At 71.6% G+C, this 18,066-nt stretch carries 18 protein-coding genes, 1 tRNA gene and 1 pseudogene; 13 read left to right on the top strand and 7 right to left on the bottom strand.

Annotation, left to right across the window (positions count from 1 at the left end):
* Positions 1-40: 40 nt before the first annotated feature.
* The 4 genes from ABZT18_RS17230 to ABZT18_RS17215 form a co-directional block, all read right to left on the bottom strand.
* The gene (locus ABZT18_RS17230) at positions 41-2,179 is read right to left on the bottom strand and encodes an MMPL family transporter (RefSeq protein WP_354992418.1); all 2,139 of its coding nucleotides are present in this window, start codon (positions 2,177-2,179) and stop codon (positions 41-43) included.
* 84 nt (positions 2,180-2,263) lie between these two features.
* Positions 2,264-2,401: a hypothetical protein gene (locus ABZT18_RS17225; protein ID WP_354992419.1), complete on the bottom strand. Its 138-nt coding sequence runs from the start codon at positions 2,399-2,401 to the stop codon at positions 2,264-2,266.
* A gap of 918 nt (positions 2,402-3,319) precedes the next feature.
* Positions 3,320-3,835, bottom strand: coding sequence for a hypothetical protein (locus ABZT18_RS17220; RefSeq protein ID WP_354992420.1), 516 nt, complete (start codon positions 3,833-3,835; stop codon positions 3,320-3,322).
* 16 nt (positions 3,836-3,851) lie between these two features.
* On the bottom strand, positions 3,852-5,078 hold the full coding sequence (locus ABZT18_RS17215; RefSeq protein WP_354992421.1) for a PQQ-binding-like beta-propeller repeat protein: 1,227 nt from the start codon (positions 5,076-5,078) through the stop codon (positions 3,852-3,854).
* A gap of 124 nt (positions 5,079-5,202) precedes the next feature.
* On the opposite strand from ABZT18_RS17215, the gene ABZT18_RS17210 reads away from it, so the two are divergent.
* The 7 genes from ABZT18_RS17210 to ABZT18_RS17180 are packed head-to-tail and all read left to right on the top strand — an operon-like array spanning position 5,203 to position 8,486.
* Positions 5,203-5,733 carry a MauE/DoxX family redox-associated membrane protein gene (locus ABZT18_RS17210; protein WP_354992422.1) on the top strand — a complete coding sequence of 177 codons (531 nt, stop codon included), beginning with the start codon at positions 5,203-5,205 and terminating at the stop codon, positions 5,731-5,733.
* Complete coding sequence (locus ABZT18_RS17205) at positions 5,726-6,298, top strand: hypothetical protein (protein ID WP_354992423.1); 573 nt, start codon at positions 5,726-5,728, stop codon at positions 6,296-6,298. Before ABZT18_RS17210 ends, ABZT18_RS17205 begins: the two co-directional genes overlap by 8 nt.
* Positions 6,295-6,426 carry a hypothetical protein gene (locus ABZT18_RS17200; RefSeq protein WP_354992424.1) on the top strand — a complete coding sequence of 44 codons (132 nt, stop codon included), beginning with the start codon at positions 6,295-6,297 and terminating at the stop codon, positions 6,424-6,426. The genes ABZT18_RS17205 and ABZT18_RS17200 overlap by 4 nt, the downstream gene beginning before the upstream one ends.
* A gap of 18 nt (positions 6,427-6,444) precedes the next feature.
* On the top strand, positions 6,445-7,011 hold the full coding sequence (locus tag ABZT18_RS17195) for a hypothetical protein (RefSeq protein ID WP_354992425.1): 567 nt from the start codon (positions 6,445-6,447) through the stop codon (positions 7,009-7,011).
* Positions 7,012-7,045: 34 nt separating this feature from the next.
* A complete protein-coding gene (locus ABZT18_RS17190; protein ID WP_354992426.1) occupies positions 7,046-7,597 on the top strand; it encodes a hypothetical protein in 552 nt (183 codons plus the stop codon).
* On the top strand, positions 7,597-8,142 hold the full coding sequence (locus tag ABZT18_RS17185; RefSeq protein WP_354992427.1) for a hypothetical protein: 546 nt from the start codon (positions 7,597-7,599) through the stop codon (positions 8,140-8,142). Before ABZT18_RS17190 ends, ABZT18_RS17185 begins: the two co-directional genes overlap by 1 nt.
* On the top strand, positions 8,139-8,486 hold the full coding sequence (locus ABZT18_RS17180) for a hypothetical protein (RefSeq protein WP_354992428.1): 348 nt from the start codon (positions 8,139-8,141) through the stop codon (positions 8,484-8,486). Before ABZT18_RS17185 ends, ABZT18_RS17180 begins: the two co-directional genes overlap by 4 nt.
* On the opposite strand, the gene ABZT18_RS17175 is transcribed toward ABZT18_RS17180, so the two are convergent.
* A complete protein-coding gene (locus ABZT18_RS17175) occupies positions 8,404-8,790 on the bottom strand; it encodes a transposase (RefSeq protein ID WP_354992429.1) in 387 nt (128 codons plus the stop codon). The genes ABZT18_RS17180 and ABZT18_RS17175 overlap by 83 nt on opposite strands.
* A gap of 528 nt (positions 8,791-9,318) precedes the next feature.
* Here ABZT18_RS17175 and ABZT18_RS17170 point away from each other — a divergent pair.
* Entirely contained in the window at positions 9,319-9,600 is a 282-nt protein-coding gene (locus ABZT18_RS17170) for a GIY-YIG nuclease family protein (RefSeq protein ID WP_354992430.1), read from the top strand.
* On the opposite strand, the gene ABZT18_RS17165 is transcribed toward ABZT18_RS17170, so the two are convergent.
* Positions 9,590-10,558, bottom strand: coding sequence for an NADP-dependent oxidoreductase (locus ABZT18_RS17165; RefSeq protein WP_355251747.1), 969 nt, complete (start codon positions 10,556-10,558; stop codon positions 9,590-9,592). The two genes, ABZT18_RS17170 and ABZT18_RS17165, sit on opposite strands and share 11 nt — an antisense overlap.
* Before the next feature lie 94 nt (positions 10,559-10,652).
* Between ABZT18_RS17165 and ABZT18_RS17160 the strand changes: the two genes are divergently transcribed.
* Together ABZT18_RS17160 and ABZT18_RS17155 are read left to right on the top strand one after the other, a co-directional pair.
* Positions 10,653-11,252 (top strand): helix-turn-helix domain-containing protein, encoded by a 600-nt coding sequence (locus tag ABZT18_RS17160; protein ID WP_355251744.1) that lies wholly within the window; start codon positions 10,653-10,655, stop codon positions 11,250-11,252.
* Between the two features lie 188 nt (positions 11,253-11,440).
* Positions 11,441-11,647: a hypothetical protein gene (locus ABZT18_RS17155; protein WP_354992433.1), complete on the top strand. Its 207-nt coding sequence runs from the start codon at positions 11,441-11,443 to the stop codon at positions 11,645-11,647.
* Here ABZT18_RS17155 and ABZT18_RS17150 read toward each other — a convergent pair.
* Positions 11,629-11,712 (bottom strand) — tRNA-Leu (locus ABZT18_RS17150). The genes ABZT18_RS17155 and ABZT18_RS17150 overlap by 19 nt on opposite strands.
* A 2,068-nt stretch (positions 11,713-13,780) precedes the next feature.
* Between ABZT18_RS17150 and ABZT18_RS17145 the strand changes: the two are divergent.
* The 3 genes and pseudogenes from ABZT18_RS17145 to ABZT18_RS17135 form a co-directional block, all read left to right on the top strand.
* Positions 13,781-14,245, top strand: a pseudogene (locus tag ABZT18_RS17145) (hypothetical protein); the annotation flags it as partial.
* Between the two features lie 183 nt (positions 14,246-14,428).
* Positions 14,429-17,032 carry a fibronectin type III domain-containing protein gene (locus tag ABZT18_RS17140; protein ID WP_355251827.1) on the top strand — a complete coding sequence of 868 codons (2,604 nt, stop codon included), beginning with the start codon at positions 14,429-14,431 and terminating at the stop codon, positions 17,030-17,032.
* 27 nt (positions 17,033-17,059) lie between these two features.
* Positions 17,060-18,055, top strand: a complete 996-nt coding sequence (locus ABZT18_RS17135) for a MoxR family ATPase (protein ID WP_354992434.1) — start codon at positions 17,060-17,062, stop codon at positions 18,053-18,055.
* The last annotated feature ends 11 nt before the right edge of the window (positions 18,056-18,066 follow it).

Below are 18,066 nucleotides of genomic sequence, written 5' to 3'. Positions count from 1 at the left end.
GGGCAAGAGCCCGTCCCGGATCTCGACTGTGCCGCCGCGCTCACCGTTGCGGCGCGGGCCCCTGAACGAGCGGCCGTTGATCGTCCGGCAGCTCCACCGGTCGGGACAACCGGCTCGGCCACCACATCCGCCGGCCGATCAGCAGGGTGAGGGCGGGCACCAGGACCGACCGCACCAGCAAGGCGTCGAGCAGCACGCCGAAGGCGACCAGGAAACCGACCTCGATCAGCATCACCAGCGGAAGTGAGGCGAGGACCGCGAACGTGGCCGCTAGCACCAGGCCTGCCGAGGTGATGACGCCACCGGTGGCGGAGAGGGCTTTGAGCATGCCCTCTCTGGTGCCGAGGCGCACGGTCTCCTCCCGGGCCCGGCTGGCCAGGAAAATGTTGTAGTCGATGCCGAGCGCCACCAGGAACAGGAATGCCAGCAGCGGCACCGAATAGTCGACGCCCTTGAACCCGAGGATCGTGTCGAAGACGAACACGCTGCCGCCGAAGGCTGCGGCGAATGAGGCGATCACGGTCGCCATCAGGACCAGCGGGGCCACGATTGCTCGGAGCAGTAGCCCGAGGACGATCAGGACGACGGTGAGCACCAGCGGGATCACCAGCTTCTCGTCGCGGGTGGTGGTGACCTCGGTGTCGAGGTTCTCCGCGCTCGGCCCGCCGACGATCGCCTCCGCCCCGTTCACCGCGTGCACGGCGGTACGCACCCGCTTGATCGTGTCATACTCCGCGGCGGTGTCCGGCGCGTCGGTCGGGAACACGGAGATGTCGGCCCAGCCTCCGCTGGTCTGCCCCGGGACGGCCAGGGCCACACCGCGAGTGCGCTGGACTATGTCGAGCACCCGCTCCTGGTGCGCCGGCCGCGTGAAGATCGTCATCGGCTGGCCGCCGAGCTCCGGGAAGTGCTGGCGGAGAACGGTGAAGCCGGTGACCGACTCCGGCGCGGACAGGAACTGGTCCTGCTCCCGCAGGGCGCCGGTGTTGCCCGCCAGCCCGATGGCGAGCACGCCGAGGACTCCGAGCGAGCCGAGCGTCGCCACCCACCGGCGGCGGCTGATGGCGGTGCCGAGCCGTCCCCACAGCCCCGGCTTCTCTTGGACGGCCGTGTTGAACCGCGGGATGGCCGGCCAGAAGATCCGCCTGCCGAGCACCACAAGCACCGCCGGGAACAGCGTCAGCATGGCCACCAGCGCGCACAGGATGCCGGCCGCGCCGATCGGGCCCAACCCGCTGGTGCTGTTCAGGTCGGCGACGAGCAGGCAGAGCAGGCCAGCGATCACGGTGGCCGCGGACGCGACGATGGCCGGCGCCGCGCCGCGTAGCGCGTGGACCATCGCGACCCGGACGTTCTCGTGGTGGTGCAGTGTCTCCCGGTACCGGGCGATGAGCAACAGCGCGTAGTCCGTGCCGACGCCGAATACCAGGATCGTCAGCAGCGCCGAGTTCTGGTCGTTGATCACGATGCCGAAGCCCTTGACGAGCAGGTAGACGGTCGCCATCGCGGTCAGTGCGGCCGCGCCCACAGCCATGAGCGGGATGAACCACAACACCGGGCTGCGGTAGGTGAGGATCAGCAGAAGCGTGACGACGACGACGGTGGTGAGGAAGACCTGCTGGTCGATGCCGTCGAAGACGGCGTCCATATCGCCGTCGACCGCGGCGGGTCCGGTCACGTCGAGTTCCAGGCCGGCGGGGCGGTCCTTCGCAGCCTCACGCAATGGGCCGACGATGGTCTCCGGTGCGCCGTAGGTCGTGCTCACGTCGAGGGTGAACATCATCGCCTTGCCGTCGGTGGAGGGTCTCGTCGGTGGGCCCTCGTCGTCACCGCCCGCCGCCGTCGCCTTCGGCGGGTACCGCTTGGCAAGGGTGTTGTGGTGGCGCTCGACCGACGCGCGGTCGGCGTCGGTCATGCCGCCGGCGCGGTGGTACACGAAGACGAACGTGTTGTCCTCACCGCCGGGGAGGCTGTCCTCCAGCACCGCCACCTTGGTGGACTCGGCGCTTGCCGGCAGGGTGTCCACGGCTCTGTCGGTGGTTACCGAGCTCAACTTCCCGCTCAGCGGCACCATGACCGCCGCCAGCGCCACCCACAACCCGATCACCAACCATGGCACCCACCGGCCTGCCAAGCGACCGGCCGGCGCTTCCCCGGGCGGCGCTGCCTTGACTGCCATCACTAGCTTCCTCCATACGGTTAGTTCGCTCATCTGATGCCGACTTCGTACCGAGCGAATCTGAGACGACCGTTAATGCGCCGCTCAGGCCGGGTGGCCGAACCAGGTGCCGAGCGCACGCCCCAGCGCGGTGGTGTCCAGATCCTGCGCGGTGGGCAAGGCCCAGGCGACGCAGCCGTCGGGCCGAGCGCAACGTCGCCACATCGCTGTGCCGACAACCACCGCCCACCTCGACCCCGAACATCACCCGGCCAGGCTCGGAGCGACCACCCGGGCCCGCCTGGTATCGCAAGCTCTCCAAAACTGGTCCGCGGTGCCAAGCAGGGCGCTGTCTGCGCTACGGCGCCACGGCGCGAGTTCAGTGGTCGACCTCGGCCCAACCGACGTCATCGACACAGAGGGCGCCGTCGACGTCAGGCAAAGCCTCGATCAGCCGCGTCCGCTGGTCTTCGCCGGGTGGGTACTCCACAGATCGGTGGTTCGCCGGCTGAGCTGACGGGCCAGCGGCAAGTCAGCTGTCATGCGGTGCCGGGCTTCAGCGGCCATCGCCTCCAGTTACTCGCCGTCAATACGCGGCGCCAGATGCCACGAGTCCTGCCAGATCCGGCCAGCGAGCAAGAGCGGAGGAAGGGCGCGCTGCCGACGACCCGGCGGGCGGCCAGATCAGCCCGGTACTCGGCGGCGGCGACTATCGGGCATCGCCACGCTATGGACGAGCGGCTGAATGGTCGCGCCGGCGACATTCGCCAGAGCGGCGTAGTCGAAGGCGGCCCGGCCGAAGCCAGGCCGCCCGCGCTAACGGCGTACGTCCTCGAGCGGACGCCCACCAACGTCAAGTCCTCTCACCTGCAGCGGCCACCGCGGCAAGCCTCAGGCATTCCATCTTTGTGGTCACCTAACAGCAACCGCAACGCATAGCCCTCGGTGTTGAACGAAGGCAGCCGCGACCGACATTGATCCAGATGGGCTAGATGGGCTCGCCCGCCACGCCACCTGAATCCGACGAGACCGTTGTCCTTAACCATGGAGAGAATCCCTGGCCGATAGTCGAACTGGCGGATAGACAGAGTCAGAAGCACATACTTCAGTGCGTCATCCTGACTGTCCTCCAAGTCGAACTCCGAGGGCTCCAATACGTCCTCAATGTCCGAGCAGTGTCAGCTCGAAGCACCCCCAACCGTCGCCGGCCTGCGCGACGAGCTTCCACGTTCCGGCGGCCGGCAACGGGATGCCGCTGGGGTACATCGCCTGCCCGGCGTCGTTGGTCGCCAGCGAGCCGGCGCTGTAGGTCTCGGTGCGGCCGCCGGAGGTCGCGGTCACGGTGAGCGCGGCGTTGAGCTGGGGGCGGGCCGGCAGCCAGAACAGCTTGCCCAGGTCGGGGCCGAGGTCAGGATGCCATTGCCGGCGGTACTCCACGAAGTCCCCGGCGATGAAGTCGCCCGAGCGCACCAGCGTGGCGTCGCCGGGCACCGCGACGCACTCGCGCCGGGCGCTGCCGGGCAGGCTCTGCTGGAAGGCCGGCACCGGCGGCGACACGGCCGGCGACGACGGCACCGGCGCCGACCCGGCCGGCGAGGCCGGGCCGGCGGCGGGCGGGGCTGGTGCAGTACACCCGCAGAGCACCAGTGCCACGACGAACAGCGGGATTGCTCGCACAGCGTTGCCTCTCTCCTCAGGCGGCCGGGGTCCAGATCGAGACCCGGCCGCTCCAACAGGCCATGAGCGTCGCGGTCGTGATGCATTGCGTCGGCGGGGAGGCGGCCCGGCCCAGCACGTGCACCGCTCCGGTCGCGGGGTCGAGCGCGCCGATCAGCGGCGTCCGGGCGGCGGTGACCAGGAGGTCACCGGCGGCGGTACTGCCGAGCACCGACCAGCCGTCGAAGCGCACGTCGACCCGCCCGGTCGCGGCGTCGAGAACCAGGCCGCCCGGCGTGGACCGGGTGGCGAGCATGCGGCCGTCGCCGAGCGGGCCCAGCGCGGTCCAGCCGGCCAGCCGCCACCGCACGCCGCCGGTGTCCGGGTCCAGCGCGGTGACGCCGTCGGCGCCGGTGCGGCACACCAGGCCGCCGCACCACTGGAGCTGACCACCGTCCGGCTCGGCCGGGTGCTGCCACAGCTGCCGGCCGGTCGTCAGGTCGAACACGGCGCTGCCCACCAGCTCCCCCTGGTCGGCCCGGTACGCCAGCACCCGCTCCGCGGCAACGTCGAAGCCGTCGACCTTCCCGGGCCGCTCAAGCGTGACGGTCCGCACGAGCGCGCCGGTGTCGGCGCGATGCACCCGCAGTACCCCTTCGGAGTCGAGCTCGGCGATCGTGACGCGCAGGTCGGCCGCGTCGGAGCCGACCGGGTCGATGGCCCGGGTGGTGCCGGGCGCCGCCGGCAGGGTCCAGCGCACCGTACCGGTGCGGATGTCGATGCCGGCCAGGTCGGGCCGGTCGGCCCGGGTGCCGCGGAGGTCGGCGACGACGACACCGTCGGCGCCGGCCGTGCCGTGCAGGACCGGTGCGTAGCCGCCGACCTGCCACACCGGCGCGCCGGTGCCGGCGTCCAGCGCGGTGAGCGTGGCCGGCTCGGCCTCGGCGATCACCACCCGGCCCCGTTCGGCGGCGACGAGCTGTGCGGCGCCGGTGACCGGTACGGCCCACCGCTGCCGGCCGCCGGGCACCTCGTAGGCAGCGACGACGGACGGGGCCAGCACGAAGACGGTGTGGCCGTCGGAGCGGACGTCGACGGTACCGTCGGGCGGCAGGACCAGCGAAGGCTTCAACGGTGCCGCAGCTTCGGCCCCGCCCGCGAACGCCAGCACGCCGACGGCCACCAGGACCGGGAGCCAGCGCCTCGTCCCGGGCGGGGCAGGGTCGGCGGTGGCGTCCAGGTCGATCACGGCGGCGGACGGCATGCGGTTAGCGTCTCACGAACCGGATGTGTTGGACCCGGTGCGGCAATTGCGAGCTTTTCACCACCGCACAAATTACGGTTATCAATATTGATGCTCATGATGCGACACCGTTACCGTCCACGGCATGACGGTGACGGGGCCCGTGCTTGCGGTGGCTGTCGGCGTCCTCGCCGCGATGTTCGTCGCCAGCGGGGTCCCGAAACTGCGCCGGCCCTTCGACAGCGCCCTCGCCATGGTTCGCTTCGGCGTGCTCAAGCGGATTCGGCCGGTCGCCGGGCGAGCGCTCGGCGGAGCCGAGGTCCTGCTCGGTGTCGCCCTCGTGGCGAGCCCGAGTCCGCGCTGGCCGGCCCTCGCCGGGGTCGCCCTGCTCGCCGTGTTCACCACGCTGGTCGCGGTGGCCCTGGCCCGCGGGCGGTCGTTCGAGTGCGCGTGTTTCGGTACCGGTGAACGGATCTCATGGGCCACAGTCGCGCGCAACGTGGTGTACATCGCGGCGGCCGCCGGTGTCGCCGCCGCGAGCCAACCCCCGGCCGACCGGCTGCTCGGGCTGCTCGCCGGGGTGCTCATCGTGTGCGGCTACCTGGTGTTGAGCACCATGGCGACCCTGCGGCCGTTCGCCACCACCCTCGACGGAAGCGGAGCGGCCGATGGATGAGGTGACGCTGCTGGCCGTCGCCGCGGTCTGGCTCGTGCTGCTGGGGTTCGGTGCGCTCGTCGTACGCCGGGAGCTGGAGCTGCTCACCGACCGGGTCGACAGCATCGGCCGCACGCCGATGGACGGGCTGGCGGTCGGCTCGTTCGCGCCCCGCGTGCCGGGCCTCGGCCGCGACGACGTCGTGCTGTTCCTGTTCGGCGACTGCTCGTCGTGCCATGAGGTCATCGACGCGGTCCGGCACAGCCTGCTGCCCGAACTGTTCCTGTGCGTCGTCAATGACGGTACCGTGCCCGGGTCCGGCGACAGCGTCGTGGCGAGCCTGCCGGCCGGCGTCCGCCGGGTCACCGGAGCCGACGCCCGCGGTGCGCTGGAACGGTTTCAGGTGCACTCGGCGCCGTTCGGGGTCGCGCTCGTCGACGGGATCGTCGCGGCCAAGGGCACCCTGCACGAGACCGGCGAGCTGGACCGGCTGGCCAAGATCGTGAACCGGCGCCGGCAGCTGCCGCTCATCGACGCCCCCGACGCCGGGCACCGGCACGACCATGAGCACGAGCCCGCGCAGTGAGACTGCTGACCGCAGCCGCCGGCGCGGCCCTCGGCGCCGGCCTCGCGGTGTGGGCCGGCGCGAACCCGTTCTGGCTGCTGCTCATCGCGGCGGTCGCCGTCGGCCTGGCCCAGCAGGCCCTGCCTTGAGGACCCAACGTGGTCGTGATGATCACACGCGCCCGCGTGTCCGGGTGCTTCGGCTCACTGACGGTTGCCGGTGTCGTCCTGCTGGGCGCGGCGATCACCGCCGGCCTGCTCGCCGGCGGCGTGATCGGCCTTGCCGGGGCCCTGCTCGACCCGGTGACCCGGCTACTGCTGGCCGGGCTGGCGGCGGTGACCGTCCTGCTGGGAGCCGCCCGGCGGCGGCTGCCGTGGCAGCTCGACCGGGAGACCGACCGGCGCTGGCTGGCGCATGAGGACTGGCGTACGGCCGCATACAACGGCTTCGCGCTCGGGCTCGGCTTCACCACGCGCATCGGGTACTGGCTGTTCTACCTTTTGCCGCTCGCCGCGTTCGCGATCGGCGACCCGCGGCTGTCGGCGCTGGGCTGGGCGGCCTACGCGGCCAGCCGGGTCGGCGGCTCGCTGCTGGTCTGGCGGGCCGGGCTGCAGATCGCCGGGCGCGGCCTGATCACACCGCTGCGCGCCGTCACCGACGCGGCCGCGTTCGTCGCGCTGGGCGGCCTGCTCATCATCACCTTGGTCATTCCCCTACGGGATCAGCTGCCCTGAGGCGACTCGGGGCCATGACAGAAAGGAGCGGATCGTGGGCGTTCCATGGTCCAGGCGCAAACTGCTCATCACCGGCTCGGCCGCCGCGGCCGGCGGGGCGGCGGCGGTCGCCGTGACCTCCCCAGCCGACGCGGCGCCACCACCGGCCCCCGGCATCAACGTCGTCGAAGCGGTCGCGGGCCGGCAGGTGTCCGTCCGGGCCCGCACGGCCCCGGCCGACCGGCCCCGCCAGTTCGACGGCGCGCTGCGGACCCTCGAGGCGCAGGCCCTCCCCTACGGCTGGGCCCTGCGCGGTGGCGACCTCGTGCTCGTCGAGGATTCCACCGGTACCGCCGTCGCCGTCCCACTGCACCGCGAGGTCAACGGCCGGGTCGCCAAGGTCGCCGCGGACGCGATCACCGTCGACGGCCAGCAGATCCGGCTCGACCCGCGGACGCTGCTCTATGTCGGCGAAGCCGTGGAGCCGCTCGTCGGCTTTACCGCCCACCACCTCCGGGCTGGCGACTCGGTCGCCCTGCAGTGCCTGGACAACCGGCGCGACGGCACCCTCACCGTGCACTTCATGCGCCTCCTGGCCCGGGCCTGATGGTGCACGTTGTCGCCATCGCGCTCGTCGCGATGTGCGTCGTGCTCACCGTCGCGTTCCTCGCCGCCCTCCGCGGCGTCGCCGAGCTGCGCCTGCGCCTAGCCCAGGACGACGGCGCGGCGGGGCCACCCAAACTGGTGATCGGGCGGCGGCTGCCGGACTCCGTCGTCGAGGCGCTGGCTGGCCTGGGCGAGCTCGGGCCGCGGTCGCTGGTCGTGCTGCTGTCGACCACGTGCGGCTCGTGCCTGCGGCTGGCCGGCGAGCTCGGTCGGGTGCAGGCGCCACTGGTCGCCTGCGTCATCGGCGAGCCGGGCCCGACGGCCGACGACGTCCGCGCGTCGGTACCGGCCGGGGTGCCGGTCATCGCCGGCGACGTGGCCCGGCAGATCCGCACCGACCTCAACCTCCACACCTTCCCGACGGCGATCGCGCAGCGCGACGGCTACATCGTCGCGACCGGCCAGGGCAGCGGCGCGGACGCGGCCGCGAACCTCGACCACCTGTGGCGGCAGGCCGTCCACGCAACCAAGGAGGCACACACATGATCCAGGAGCGCATCCGCACCACCCAGCTGACCCGCAACCGCTTCCTGGCCTTCGCCGGCACCTCGATGGTCGCCGCCGCCGTGGGGGCCTGGTTCCCGGGCCGGGCCGAGGCGGCCGTCCCCAACGGCTGCCGCGGCCTCGACGGCTGCCCGTGCTGCACCGGCTCCGGCTGCTGCGCGAAGAACTGCAAGGGCCTCACCATCTGCGGCGGCGCCCACTGCTGGCGCACCTGTGCCTACGAGGGCTCGACGCTGGTGAGCTTCAACTGCTGCGACTACAACTACACCAACAGCTCCGGCGGTACGAGCAGCTGCATCTGCCGCGAGAACTGGGGCTCCTGCTGACACCCGACCGGGCCCGGGGCCGCCGCTGCTGACGCCCCGGGCCCGCCGATCCTGTGGGCGGCCCGCCGGATCCCGGCAGGGCGGGGATGTTGAGTAGGCCTGTGGCCATCAGACCGCGGCCGGTTTCGATTCCGATCGGGATCGAACGCCGGTTGCGGCGCACTGCAGCAAGGGCGGCCAAAAGTTGGGCCAGGCCGTTCGCGTCGTCCGTCAGGCGTAGCTGGCTAACGAGCTGACCAGCCTCGTCGATCACAGCGATGTCGTGGTGGCACTCGCCCCAGTCCAGGCCCGCGTAGTATTTCATGATCGTCCAGTTCGACGAAGGAGTGAGGTCGTAGAGCTGGTCGGACGAAAAGCTGCGTGGACAAGGTCGAGCGGGGAGTCCGCACCCTCGATCGGCTCTCGACGATCGAGACGGTCGCCGGAGCGCTCGGCGTCGCCCCAGCCGTGCTGCTCGCCGGCAGGGCCCCGCGGCAACCCACGACCGACACCGGCAGCGTGGTAGATCGGGTAAGGGCGGCGCTAGCCCGCTACGACAGACCCGGCTCAGGCAGCAAAGACCAGCCGGCGCGTCGTTGGCGCAGCTCGACCACCAGGTGGGGTACGCGTGGACGGCTTACCGACGTGGTCATCTCCCACAGGCGTTGCGAATGCTGCCCGACCTGCTTATCCACTGCCGCCTGGCCTGCGACCCGCAAACGGGCAATGCGCCCGCCCCCGACCTGAATGTGCGGGTGCACCGGCTGACCGCTCAAGTGCTCGTCAAGCTCGGTGAGGCCGAGCTGGCCTGGCTGCCGGCCGACCGGGCGATAAGCGCAGCCACCGATGACCCATGGCAGGGTGGCCTCCGGCGCGGCCGACGGTGCTGCTATACGTGGACATCTCACCGAAGGCACCGCCGGGAAACGGGCGCCCACCGAGCCGGCAGACCATTCGCGGCCGCATTCGCTATCACTACCGGGGCAACGCGGCCGGGTCGACGCTGCGCCTGACGCTTGGCTCGCTCCTCGCCGGCGAGCTCGGGATTGGCTTACGGCGGGTCGGTAGCGGCAATCGGCTGACGTTCGGCCAGATTGCCGAGAAGCGTCGATGGCAGTTGTGTTTCACATCGTGACGACGAGCTTCCCGGTCGTGTGCCGGCGGACGAAGTCGACGCATGCTTGAGCGCCCTGGTCGAGGGTGTAGCGGCGCCCGATCGTGGCCGGTAGTTCGCCACTGACCGCCAGGTCACCGACCTCGCGCATCCCGCCGAAGGCGCCGTCCATGTCCAGCACGAAATGCAGCCTGACGTCGTCGCGGCCGATCCAGTCCTGCTGCGGTACCGGGTAGGTGATCGTGACGAGGCGTCCACCCGGGCGGACGGCGCCGGCAACTCCGGCAAGGTGGTCACTCGGCAGGGTCAGGTTGAACGCGACGTCGACGTCGGAGGGGTATTCGGATTCCGCGTATCCAATGGTCTTGTCGGCGCCGAGAGCTTGGAGGATGCCGGCGTCAGCGGCGGTCGCGGTGGCGATCACCCGCGCCTTCGCGGCGGCGAGCAGCGGGATCACGGCGGTCCCGACGCCGCCGGTCGCGCCGACGACCAGGACGGTTTCGCCGGGTTGCACCCCGGCGGTGGCCATCAGCGCCCGTGCGGTCAGGCCGACGGTGGGCAGGGCGGCCGCCTGCTCGATGTCGAGGCCGGCCGGGCGGTGCGCCAGGAACGGGGTGTCGGCCTCGAAGACCGCGTACTCGGCCAGCGAGCCGGTGCTCAGCGACGGCCGGGTCGCACCGGCCATCGCCCGCAGCGCCCGCGGTACGGCCTGGCCGAAGATCTCGTCGCCTACCTGGTAGGCCGTCACGCCCGCGCCGACCTCGCTGACCGTGCCGGCAAAGTCGTTGCCCGGCACGTGCGGAAACTCCAGCGGCACGACGCCCCGAAAATCCCCGCTGGGCAGCCGGACGTCCGCCGGGTTGATCGAGGCGGCCGCGATCCGGACCTGAATCTGTCCCGGCCCGGGCCGGGGTGCCGGCACCTCCGCCACCGCGTATTCCTCGGGCGGCCCGTAGCCGGTCACGACAACTGCCTTCATGAGCTTCCTCCACTAAACGGACCGAGCGGTCACGTTACCGGTCGTGAAGCTAGCAATAAGCGGACCGCCCGGTCAACTTGCTAGGGTGGGCAACGTGACCGCCACCCGCCCGTTGCGTGCCGACGCCGCCCGCAACCGAGGGCTGCTGCTGGCAGCCGCCGCCGACGAGTTCGCGGAGCACGGTTTGGACGCCTCAGTCGCCGACATCGCCCGCCGGGCCGGCCTCGGCAAGGGCACCCTGTTCCGTCACTTCGCCACGAAGGACGACCTGCTCGCCACGATCGTCCTCGACCGGATCGACGAGCTCAACACGGTCGGCGAACAGTTGCTCGACGCAGCCGACCCGGGCGCCGCGCTGCTGGAGTTCCTCACCGTCGCCGCGCATCAGCGACAGCAACGCGACCTGTCGTTCCTACAGGAGGCCGGCGAACTGAACGCGGACGTGACCGGAGCCCGCGAGCAGATGTTCCGCACCGTGCACAAGCTTGTCGACCGGGCTCGTGAACACGGCGCTGTACGAGCCGACGTCACCGGCACCGACGTCATCCTGCTGATGTGCGCACCCAACTACGTCACCAGCTACGCGCCGGACGCCCCACCCGACCTGTGGCGGCGATACCTCGCCATCATCTTCGACGGCCTACGCCCGGAAGGCGCCCACCCACTACCCCACCCGCCGCCAGCCGCTCCTTGACGCTCAACACAGGCTCAGGCCGCCGATGCCTGCTGACGCCTCTGGGGCTGCTCGGCTGGACGTACTCACCCGCCCTCGACGCTGGCGCAGATCCCGCACTAGTCACCGGTTGGATCACCCGAACCCAGGCCGAACGGACACGAGCCGAATCTGATCTTCAAACGACCCAGCAGACAGAGCCACGCCGGATGAGCCGCTCCCAGATCGCCGACCTGGTCCGAGCGCTCGGCGACATCGTCGCCGTGCTACGCGACGCCGACCCCGACGACAAAGCCGAGGTCTACCGGCAACTCGGACTCCGACTCACCTACCAGACCGAAACGCAAACGGTGCGCGCTGCAGTGGATCTCAGCGCGCACCGTGGGGTTATGGTTCGTGTCCGAGGGGGGACTTGAACCCCCACGCCCTATACGGGCACTAGCACCTCAAGCTAGCGCGTCTGCCATTCCGCCACCCGGACCTACACGTTCAGCCTACCTCGCCGACCCAGATGATCTTTCCACCCGATGTCGGTACGGCGGGCCGCACGGGGAGTTACTGTACACGCCGCTCGTGGATCATGCACATCGCCTTAAGCGGTCTCTCTCTCGGCGCTTCCGCCGCTGCTCAGACGGCCTCGCACACGCTCACCGACACCCCGCCAGGGCGTGTCCGGGTAGCGTCAGGCGGCCCTCTGACGGCAGCATTGCCACGTGTCCCATCCCTCCCCCCTGGCAGGCGCCCAGCACCGGGCCCTCGCCCTGCGCGCCGCGGGCGACCTCAGCGCCGCCCGGCAGCTGCTCGCGGAGGCCGTCGGATCCGCTCCCCCGCCGTACGGCGACGACCATCCCGAGGTGCTGCACACCGGGCACCTGCTGGCACGGCTGCACCGGGAGGCGGACGACCCGCTCGCCGCGCGTCGGGTGCTGGAGGAGGCGTTCGCGGCGGGCGAACGGCGCTGGGAGCACTCCGACCCGGTGATGCTCGCGCTCGCATTCGAACTCGCCGAGGTAGCGGAGGAGCTGGGCAACCGGCACGAGGCCCGCCGCAACTACACCCGCGTCGCGACCGCCGGGCCCGCCGCGCTCGGGGAGCACCATCCGGCGGTACGCGCCGCCCGCGACTACCTCGGCCTACCTACGTCGAAGGCGCAGGGGGACGGCTCACCGCCGGCACCCAATCCGGCCCCCTCGACGACCGAGTCCGGCACCCGGTCGGCACTCTCCGGCCCGACGCTGTCCCTGGCGACCCTGGCCGCGATGCGGCCCTCCGCTGGTGGCCCGTCGGCCGCCGCCTCACCCTGGGCTCCGCCGCAACCGCCGGCCACGCCCCGGCAAACCCCTCCAGGGGTACGCGCACCCGCCGCGACCACCTCACCCAGCAACGCCGCCGCAGCGCCGGCTCCAGTCCCTCGGGTGACACCCGTCCAGCCGCCACCTCCCGCGATCGCGCCAGCGCAGCCCGGCCCGCCGCCACGAGTACCCGCACCCGCGGTGCCACCGCGTCAACGCGCCAACGAACAACCGCCCGGCCCCGCAGTGCCACCTCGTCAACGCGCAGCCGAGCGACCTCCCGAGCCTTCCCGGCCAGCGGTCGGCCCGCTGCCCCGGCCGAGGGCCGAAGGCCAACCGACGCCGCCGGCCAATCAGCAGCCACCACACCGACCTCCGGCCGGGCCGGCCGTAGCGCCGCGTCAGCGGGAGGGCGACGAAGCACCCCATCAGGCGGTCGACGTTCCACACCAGCCGTCGACCCCACCCACCCCGGCGTCGGCGGCCACCTCGGCAGCACCGGCGGTGCCGGCACCCCGCTGGGACGACCCCACGATCCAGGTACGGCAGATCGAGCCGCTGCTCGCCGAGGAAGCTGCCCGAGCCGCAGCCAGGCCAACCGGGGCGAGCGGATCGGGCAACGTCTCCGGCGTCGAGGCGACATCGTCGGGCAGGCAGTCCCCGACCAGTAACCATCCAGGGCCGGCGTACCCGGTGAGCGGACCACCAGCCCACCCGTACCCGGTGTCCGGACCGCCTGGCAATGGGCAACCCGTGTCCGCACCACCCGGGCACACCTACCCGGTGTCCGCTCCGCCCGGTTTCCAGCAACCCGTCTCCGGGCCGCCTTACGGACAACCCGTCTCCGGGCTTCCGGTGAGCGCGCCACCCGTACCGCCGTGGGGGTTGACCGCGCCGCCGTGGAGCAGCAGCGCGCCACCGCAACCACTGGCGTCTCCCGGTGCGGACTCCGCTGACCGGTCCCCGATGGACGCGGACGGCGAGTTCGGGCTGAGTGCTGTCGATGCCGCGGTGGTATCGCCACCGCAGGCCGGTGTCGCGACGTCGGCCGAGCCGACTCCACCGGCCTGGTCTCCGGAGGCGGGCGCCGAACCGGCGATGCCGCCGTCAACCGCGCCGCGACCGGCCCAGCAGTACCACCAGGACCAGTACCCGAGCCAGGACCAGTACCCGATCCAGACGCCGTACCCGGGCCAGCAGTACCACCCGACGCAGGACGCGTACCGGCCCACGTACACCGATGAGGGCGGGTCGACGGGCCGCAACCGTGCGACGCTGATCGGCGCGGTGGCGGCGGCCGGGGTGGCTGTCGTGGCGGTGGCCGGCCTGGGCGCGGTGGTGCTGACCCGCGACGACCCGCCGCCGGTCGGGACCTCGCCGACGGCAGCGGCACCGACGGCGGCCGGGCCACCGCCGGGCGACCTGAAACTGCGGGACGAGTCGACCACGATCACGTTGACCTGGACGGACCCGTCCAACGGTGCGGTGCCGTTCATGGTCGCCGCCGGTCGGGCCGGCCAGGCTCTGGGCGTGATGGCCACCGTGGACCCGGGCAGGACCAGCTACACGGTCAACGGGTTGAACTCGCGGGTGGACCACTGCTTCACCGTGTTGGCGGTCTACTCCACTGACAGCTTCGCGACATCCGGACAGGTCTGCACCGCCCGCGAGCGCACCACCCCGTCGACCCGCGAGCCCTCAACCCGACCGTCGCCACGCTGAAACCGAGCTGAGCTGGGCGTCCACAACGCACACGCTCGGTATCCACAGGGGTGACGGTGCGGGTTCCCCCGTCACCAGCAGCGCCATATGATGGCACCCGGCTCAGGGGAGGGGTCGCCGCGAGGCGCGCCACCTGCCACGACTCAGGGGAGGCAGCCGGCTGTGGCCAGCATCGACGACGCCATACGGACCGACGCCCCCCGCTCCCGGTCGCGGCTTCGCGGCGGGCTGGTGACCGTCGGCACGGTGACCGCGCTGCTGGCCGCCATGGGGCTGACCGTTCTCGGGCTGGGGGCAGCCGACAACGCGGTGGCCAACTACGACGCGAGTTCCTGGCTGTGGAGCGCGGCACGCAGCGAGCTGGCCCGGGTCAACGGGGTCACCGCCCGGGTGGACACCCGCACCGAGATCCCCGGTGCCCGTCGGCATCCGATGCAGGTCACCCAGACCGACCGGCTGCTGATCCTGCGTGACCTACAGACGGGGCAGGTCAGCTCACTGGACCTGGCTACCCTGCAACTCACCGCGACCACCCGGACGACCCCTGGCCTGGGCGTGAGTGTGGCCCTGCACGAGGACGCGGCGTTCGTGGTCGACGCCGTGCAGGGCATTGTGCGGCAGCTCGACCCACGGTCGCTGACTCCGGTCGGCGAGCCGGTGCGCTACCCACCGGGCATCACCGGCGGCACCTTCGACGGCGAGGGTCGGCTCTGGATCGCGGTGCCCAGCGAAGGCACCGTCTCGGCGATCACCGCCGCCAAGCTGCCGTCCGCGCCGGCTTCGGCCGCGCCGGCCGGCGCCGGGCTCAGCCCGGAGCGGGTCGAGTCGTACGACGTCGCCGATGCCAGCCACGATCTGGTGGTCTCCACCCTGGACGATGGTGTGGCGGTGCTCGACCGGACGGCCGGGAAGCTGGTGCGGGTGCAGCGCGGCGAGGTCCACCCGACTCCGTTGACGCTGTCCGGTTCGGCGGCACTGCCCGCGCGCACCAGCGGCTCGCGGGTCCCGGTCACCGTGCCCGCCGATCGGCGGGTGCTGGTGGTGGGTGACGGTGGTGAGGAGAAGGCGTTCACCGTGCCGGGCGAGGGCGACCGAATCAGCCCGGCGGTGGCCTGGGCGGACCGGTTCTACTGCGCCGACGAGGCCACCGGCACCATCTACTCCTTCGACGCGGGCGGTCAGCTGGTCGAGACCATCGGCGGGCGGGCGAACGGGCCTCTGGAGCTGGAGGTCCGGGAAAATCACCTGTTCATCAACTCCCCCGACGCGGCGACCGCCCGGGTGGTGGACGACAAGCACCAGGTGCGCGAGGTCAACAAGTACGCCAACGACGTGCTCGGCGGCGACCCGCCACCGGTTCCGCCGCCGCCGCCCCCGCCGAAGAAGCCCCGGGTGGGCAAGCCGAGCGCTCCGCGCAGCGTCACCGCCGCCGCTGGCAACGCTCAGGCGCGGGTGAGCTGGCGGCCGGCCGCCGCCAACGGCGCCGAGATCATCAAGTACGTGGTGGAGGGCGCCGGCCAGAGCCTGGAGGTGGGTGCCAACCAGCGCGCGGTGGAGGTCAAGGGGTTGACCAACGGCGAGACGTACAAGTTCGCGGTGCACGCCGTCAACGCCAAGGGCGACGGTCCGTCGCGCAACAGCAACCCGGTGACCCCGACCGCCGCGGTGCCCGACCCGCCGGCGAGCGTCACCGCCCAGGAGCGGCCGGACGGCACGGTGCTGGTCAGGTGGCCGGCCGCGAACGGGCAGGGCAACACCATCGCGAGGTACGCGGTGACGGCCAGTTCGGCGGGGACGAACGCGCCGGCCGGCGAGTCGAAGAAGACCGAACTGGTGGTGCCCGCCGGTGAGCTGGAGTTCGGCACCCAATATGCGTTCACTGTGGTGGCGGTCAACGACAAGGGCGCCGGGTCGGCGGCGTCTCCGGTCAGCAACACGGTGGTGCCGTTCGCGGCGCCCGGTCGGCCGCTCGACCTGACCGCCGGCACGGTCGCCAACCAGCCGGGTGCGGTCACGGTGCAGTGGGCGCCGGCCGAGGCCAACGGTCGACCGGTGACAAAATACCTGGTGGACGTCGGTGGGCGCGTCAGCGAGGTGACCGACACCCGCACGACCGTCACCGGGCTGGGCAACGGCCAGAACGTCACGGTGAAGGTGAAGGCGGTCAACGAGGCAGGCCCCGGCCCGGAGGCGACCGCCACCGCCCGCACGGTCGCCGAACCACGGGTCACGGTGACCGGTTCGTCGTCGACCGCCACTTCGGCGACGGTGACGTTCACCGTGGACGCTGGCGGCGGCAAGGCCACCTGCTCGGTGAGCACGCCGGGTGAGCCGGCGAAGGCCGGGGCGTGTTCCAGCATCACGGTGCCGGGCCTGACGCCGGGCACGGATTACACGTTCACGGTGACGGCCACCAACGCCGCCGGTAAGGGCACCGCCACGAGGGCGCAGGACACCCCGCCTCTGTACGGGATCGCCACCTGCAACAACGGGCCGGACGGCGACCAGCGGACCTACTGCAACAAGGAAGTCGACGGCCGCAACGGCAACGAGGTCTTCAAGGTCACCCGGCAGGACAACGACCAGCAGGCCGGCTGGGCGAAGCCCGGCAGTCGGCTGATGGCGTACTGCAAGAAGTCCGGTGAGGACGTCGACTCCTGGATCTACAACAACCAGAAGCGCAGCACCTGGTGGGTGCAGGTCGAATTCGGCGGGAAGAACTACATCCCGTGGGCCTGGCTCAACCTGGAGGGCGGCGACACCATCAACGTCCTGCCCACCTGCTGAACCACCAGGCAAGGAGCACCACCGACCGTGAACACCCACGAGCCGCTCACCCAGCCGGAGGTCCAGGGCTTCGCCGCCCTCGCCGCCCGACTGGCCGAGAACGTCAACGCGGTGGTGCTCGGCAAACCGCAGGTGGTCCGGCTGGCGCTGACCGCGCTCTTCGCGCAGGGTCACGTGCTCCTGGAGGACGTGCCCGGGGTCGGTAAGACCACCCTGGCGCGGGCCATCGCCGCCACGGTGAAGGGTCAGTGGCGGCGCATCCAGTTCACCCCCGACCTGCTCCCCTCGGACGTGTCCGGTGTGACGATCTTCAACCAGGCGACCCGGGACTTCGAGTTCCATCCGGGGCCGGTCTTCGCCAACATCGTCATCGCCGACGAGATCAACCGGGCGTCGCCGAAGACCCAGTCGGCGCTGTTGGAGGTGATGGAGGAACGCACGGTCACCGTGGACGGGGTCCGGCACTCGGTGCCGTCGCCGTTCCTGGTGGTGGCCACCCAGAACCCGGTGGAGATGGACGGCACCTACCGGCTGCCAGAGGCGCAGTTGGACCGTTTCCTGGTGAAGCTCTCCGTCGGCTATCCGGACGAGGCGGTCGAGGTCGAGGTGCTGCGCGGCGCGACGGTGCGCTCCCCCGAGGCGCTCACCCCGGTCGCCGACACCGCCACCATCGGGGAGATGGTCCGGATGGCTCGCCGGGTGCACATCGCCGAGCCGCTCTACGCGTACGCGGTCCGGCTGGCCGCCGCCACCCGCACCCACCCGCAGGTGCGAGTCGGGGTCAGTCCCCGGGGCGTGATCGCGTTGACCCGCGCGGCGTGCGCGTATGCGCTGATTGACGGACGGGGCTGGATCATGCCGGAGGATCTGAAGGCGCTCGTCGAAGCGGTGTTCGCGCATCGGCTGCTGCTCACCCCGGACGCCCAGGTCCGCGGGATGACCGCCGCGGAGGTGCTGCGCCAGGCCGTCGCCTCGGTGCCGGTGCCACTGCCGTCGGGGCAGCCCGCTCCGGTGCAGGGCTGACCGGCAGCAGC

This window comes from Micromonospora sp. NPDC005291 (assembly GCF_040607415.1).
GTDB lineage: Bacteria > Actinomycetota > Actinomycetes > Mycobacteriales > Micromonosporaceae > Micromonospora.
The sequence above is the reverse complement of the archived record's forward strand: the minus strand, read 5'-3'. Positions and strand labels throughout refer to the sequence as shown.

Excerpts from the sequence above, each read along its gene's own strand:
- ABZT18_RS17230 (WP_354992418.1), bottom strand. The coding sequence starts at position 2,179 with ATGGCAGTCAAGGCAGCGCCGCCCGGGGAAGCGCCGGCCGGTCGCTTG.
- ABZT18_RS17215 (WP_354992421.1), bottom strand. The coding sequence starts at position 5,078 with ATGCCGTCCGCCGCCGTGATCGACCTGGACGCCACCGCCGACCCTGCC.
- ABZT18_RS17210 (WP_354992422.1), top strand. The coding sequence starts at position 5,203 with ATGACGGTGACGGGGCCCGTGCTTGCGGTGGCTGTCGGCGTCCTCGCC.
- ABZT18_RS17205 (WP_354992423.1), top strand. The coding sequence starts at position 5,726 with ATGGATGAGGTGACGCTGCTGGCCGTCGCCGCGGTCTGGCTCGTGCTG.
- ABZT18_RS17195 (WP_354992425.1), top strand. The coding sequence starts at position 6,445 with ATGATCACACGCGCCCGCGTGTCCGGGTGCTTCGGCTCACTGACGGTT.
- ABZT18_RS17185 (WP_354992427.1), top strand. The coding sequence starts at position 7,597 with ATGGTGCACGTTGTCGCCATCGCGCTCGTCGCGATGTGCGTCGTGCTC.
- ABZT18_RS17180 (WP_354992428.1), top strand. The coding sequence starts at position 8,139 with ATGATCCAGGAGCGCATCCGCACCACCCAGCTGACCCGCAACCGCTTC.
- ABZT18_RS17175 (WP_354992429.1), bottom strand. The coding sequence starts at position 8,790 with ATGAAATACTACGCGGGCCTGGACTGGGGCGAGTGCCACCACGACATC.
- ABZT18_RS17170 (WP_354992430.1), top strand. The coding sequence starts at position 9,319 with ATGGCAGGGTGGCCTCCGGCGCGGCCGACGGTGCTGCTATACGTGGAC.
- ABZT18_RS17165 (WP_355251747.1), bottom strand. The coding sequence starts at position 10,558 with ATGAAGGCAGTTGTCGTGACCGGCTACGGGCCGCCCGAGGAATACGCG.
- ABZT18_RS17155 (WP_354992433.1), top strand. The coding sequence starts at position 11,441 with ATGAGCCGCTCCCAGATCGCCGACCTGGTCCGAGCGCTCGGCGACATC.